The organism is Mesorhizobium sp. P3_A9 (assembly GCF_056402975.1).
This window is the reverse complement of the sequence record NZ_JBFUGJ010000453.1, coordinates 1-3,917: the sequence shown is the minus strand read 5'-3', so window position 1 is coordinate 3,917 and position 3,917 is coordinate 1. Positions and strand designations below refer to the sequence as shown.

The window sequence follows — 3,917 nt, the reverse complement described above, 5'->3', positions numbered from 1 at the left end:
CCTTTGCAATTCGGTTGGCAATCCGGGTGAGGGGGACCTTGCGACCGTTCTCATCACCCTCAATCCACAAAGATCAGCGCCGGCGTTTCCAGCAGCGCCTTGATCCGCTGGATAAACACCGCCGCGTCCCAGCCATCGATCACCCGATGGTCGAAGCTCGACGACAAATTCATCATCTTGCGCGGGATGAACTGGGTGCCGTCCCACACCGGCCGCACCATCATCTTGTTGACGCCGATGATTGCCACTTCCGGATGGTTGATRACCGGCGTCGTCGCGACGCCGCCCATGGCGCCGAGCGAGGTGATGGTGATGGTCGAGCCGGACAGCTCATCGCGTGTCGCCGTGCCGGACTTGGCCGCCTCTGCCAGCCTGATAACCTCGGCGCCGCAATCCCAGATGTCGCGCGCCTCGGCATGCTTGACGACAGGCACCACCAGCCCCGACGGCGTCTGCGCGGCGATGCCGATATGGATGCCGCCATGCTGGTGGATGATGCCGGCCTCGTCGTCGAACAGCGAATTGAGCTGGGGCTGGTCACCGATCGCCTTGACCATCGCCCGCATCAGGAACGGCAGCAGCGTCAGCTTCGGCCTGTCGGCGCGCTTCTCCTTGTTGAGCGCGGCGCGCAATTCTTCCAGCGCGGTGACGTCGATCTCCTCGACATAGGTGATGTGCGGGATGCGCGATTTGGACAGCGTCATCTTCTCGGCGATCTTGCGCCTGAGGCCCACCACCTTGATGTCCTCGACCGAATCGTTGCGGGCAAGGCCCGATACCTTGGCGACCTGCGGCCCGCGCGCCAGGAACGCCTCGATGTCCTCATGGCCGATGCGGCCGGCCGGGCCGCTTCCCGCAACCTGCCTGAGATCGATGCCGGCCTCTTTTGCCCGCAAGCGTACAGCCGGCGACGCCAGCGGTTTTTCGCCCTCGGGGCGCGGCGCGCCTGAGAGGGACGTCTGCCCGGCGCTTTTAGAAGCGGCGGTGGCCGGTTTCACCTCCGCAACGTTGGCCTTTGCCGGGGTCTTCGCGGCCGGCGCGGCGGTTTCGGGTTTCGGAGTCGGCAGCTTGGCCGCAGGCTCAGCGGCCACCGCCTCGGCCTTGGCGCCACCCCTCACATTGCCCTCGCCCGCCACTTTCAGCCGCACAATCGGCGAGCCGATCGCCACCGTGTCGCCGATCTCGGCGCCCAGCCACAGGATCTCGCCATCGACGGGCGACGGGATTTCGACCGTCGCCTTGTCGGTCATGACGGCGGCAAGCACAGTGTCCTCGCGCACGATGTCGCCGATCTTGACGTGCCACTCGACGAGTTCCGCCTCGGCGACGCCCTCGCCGACATCGGGCAGCTTGATGATGTGCTCGCCCATGTCAGGCCTCCATGGTTTCGATAAGGGCGCGGCCGACCCGGGCGGGGCCGGGGAAATAGTCCCAYTCCTGCGCRTGCGGATAGGGCGTGTCCCAGCCGGCGACRCGSGCCACCGGCGCYTCSAGAYGGTAGAARCAGTTTTCCTGCACCAGCGCCGACARYTCGGCGCCRAAGCCGGAGGTCAGCGTCGCCTCRTGCACGATGACGCAGCGCCCGGTCTTSTTGACCGASGCGACGATSGTSTCGAGRTCGAGCGGCAGCARCGTCCTSAGGTCGATGATYTCGGCATCGAYGCCGGTTTCCTCGGCRGCSGCCTGGGCGACATAGACCATSGTGCCATAGGCGAGCACGGTGACATCAGAGCCCGCTCTGCGGATCGCCGCCTTGCCGAGCGGCACGGTGTAGTGGCCGTCGGCGACTTCGCCCAGTTCATGCTTCGACCATGGCGTCACCGGCCGGTCGTGATGGCCATCGAACGGACCATTGTAGAGCCGTTTCGGCTCGAGGAAGATCACCGGATCGGGATCCTCGATCGCGGCGATCAAAAGCCCCTTGGCGTCATGCGGGTTGGACGGCACCACGGTCTTCAGCCCCGACACATGGGTGAACAAAGCCTCGGGGCTCTGGCTGTGCGTCTGGCCGCCAAAGATGCCGCCCCCGGTCGGCATGCGGACCACGATCGGGCACGTGAAATCGCCATTCGAGCGGTAGCGCAGCCTTGCGGCTTCCTGGGTCAGCTGGTCGTAGGCCGGATACATGTAGTCGGCAAACTGAATTTCCACACAGGGTTTCAGCCCATAGGCCGCCATACCGATGGCCGAGCCGACAATGCCCGATTCGTTGATCGGCGCATCGAAGCAGCGGCTCTTGCCRTAYTTGGCCTGCAGGCCWTGSGTGMMGCGRAACACGCCGCCGAARAARCCGACATCCTCGCCGAACACCACGACKTTGTCGTCACGCCCCATCGACACATCCATGGCATCGCGGATCGCCTCGATCATGGTCCGTCTTGGCATGGCTCAGACTCCCGCCTGCTGGCGCTGGCGCCTCAGATGCGCAGGCATTTCGGCAAAGACGCCCTCGAACATCTCGCGCGTCGACGGCTTGCCGCCGGCATGCAGCGTGCCGTGGCTCTCCGCCTCCTTCTGCGCCGCGATCACCGTGTCGAGGATTTCCGCCTCGGCCTGCGCATGGCGCTCGTCCGACCAGACGCCGAGCCCGATCAGATGGTTCTTCAGCCGCATGACCGGATCGCCGAGCGGCCAGGCGTCGGATTCGGTCTTCGGCCGGTAGGCGGAAGGATCGTCCGAGCTCGAATGCGCGCCGGCGCGGTAGGTGACATATTCCACCAGCGTCGGCCCAAGATTGCTGCGCGCCCGCTCGGCCGCCCATTTGGCTACCGCATGCACAGCCAGATAATCATTGCCGTCGACGCGCAGCGACGGGATGCCGAAACCGAGGCCCCGGGCGGCAAAAGTGCCGGAGCCGCCCCGCGCAATGCCCTGGAACGTCGAGATCGCCCACTGATTGTTGACGACATTGAGCACGACCGGCGCCTTGTAGGTGGAGGCGAACACCAGCGCCGAATGGAAATCGGATTCCGCCGTCGAGCCGTCGCCGATCCAGGCCGCCGCGATCTTGGAATCGTTCGAGATCGCCGAGGCCATCGCCCAGCCGACGGCCTGGATGTACTGCGTCGCCAGATTGCCGGAGATCGAGAAGAAGCCGTGCTCCTTCGAGGAATACATGATCGGCAGCTGCCGGCCCTTCAGCGGATCGGCCTCGTTGGAATAGATCTGGTTCATCATGGTGACCATCGGATAGCCGTCGGCGATAAGCAGGCCGGCCTGGCGATAGGTCGGGAAATTCATGTCACCAGGTGCCAGCGCCTTGCGGAAAGCGCAGCTCACCGCCTCTTCGCCGAGATGCTGCATGTAGAACGAGGTCTTGCCCTGACGCTGCGCCATCTGCATGCGCGCATCGAAGGTTCTGAGCGTCATCATGTGGCGCAGACCCTCCAGCAGCTCCTCGTTGGAGAGCAGCCCGGCCCACGGCCCTACTGCTTCGCCGTCGCGGTTCAGCACGCGGATGATCGAGAATGCCATGTCGCGGATGGTGCGCGGATCGACAGAGATGTCGGGGCGCGGCACCGAGCCGGCCGGCGCAAGGGTCACATTGGAGAAATCAGGCGTGCCGCCCGGCCGCACTTCCGGTTCCGGAACGTGGAAACGCAACATCCCAGCATCGGCCATGACCTTTGTCCTCCAATGTTGCCTGGTTCGGGATATTTGCACATCCACGCGTCCAGTGCGAATTTGTCGGGCAAGGCCTCACGCATCGGACCGGCCGCGCCGACCGATCCAGCCTCCCGCCCACAAGATGTAGATATGTCCGCGAAATTTCTTGTCGATGTTTCGCTGCGCCGCGCAATCTAGCGCAAGGGAGCGATGGATTTTTCGGCGATTCACTGTCGGGCGCTGCGGTTGAAGCTGCCAATCTCCCCCCTCGTGGGGGAGATGCCCGGCAGGGCAGAGGGGGGCGTGAAGGA

3 protein-coding genes are annotated in these 3,917 nt (G+C 64.8%); all 3 read right to left on the bottom strand.

Annotation, left to right across the window (positions count from 1 at the left end):
* Positions 1-59 precede the first annotated feature (59 nt).
* From AC1DX0_RS32305 to AC1DX0_RS32295, 3 genes are read right to left on the bottom strand one after another with little or no spacing between them, the layout of a single operon-like run.
* Entirely contained in the window at positions 60-1,370 is a 1,311-nt protein-coding gene (locus AC1DX0_RS32305; RefSeq protein WP_477223906.1) for a dihydrolipoamide acetyltransferase family protein, read from the bottom strand.
* A 1-nt stretch (position 1,371) separates the two neighbouring features.
* Positions 1,372-2,385, bottom strand: coding sequence for an alpha-ketoacid dehydrogenase subunit beta (locus AC1DX0_RS32300; RefSeq protein ID WP_477358456.1), 1,014 nt, complete (start codon positions 2,383-2,385; stop codon positions 1,372-1,374).
* A gap of 3 nt (positions 2,386-2,388) precedes the next feature.
* Positions 2,389-3,621, bottom strand: coding sequence for a thiamine pyrophosphate-dependent enzyme (locus AC1DX0_RS32295; protein WP_477223904.1), 1,233 nt, complete (start codon positions 3,619-3,621; stop codon positions 2,389-2,391).
* Positions 3,622-3,917: the final 296 nt, after the last annotated feature.

Coding starts and splice junctions, on each gene's coding strand:
- AC1DX0_RS32295 (WP_477223904.1), bottom strand. CDS start 3,621: ATGGCCGATGCTGGGATGTTGCGTTTCCACGTTCCGGAACCGGAAGTG.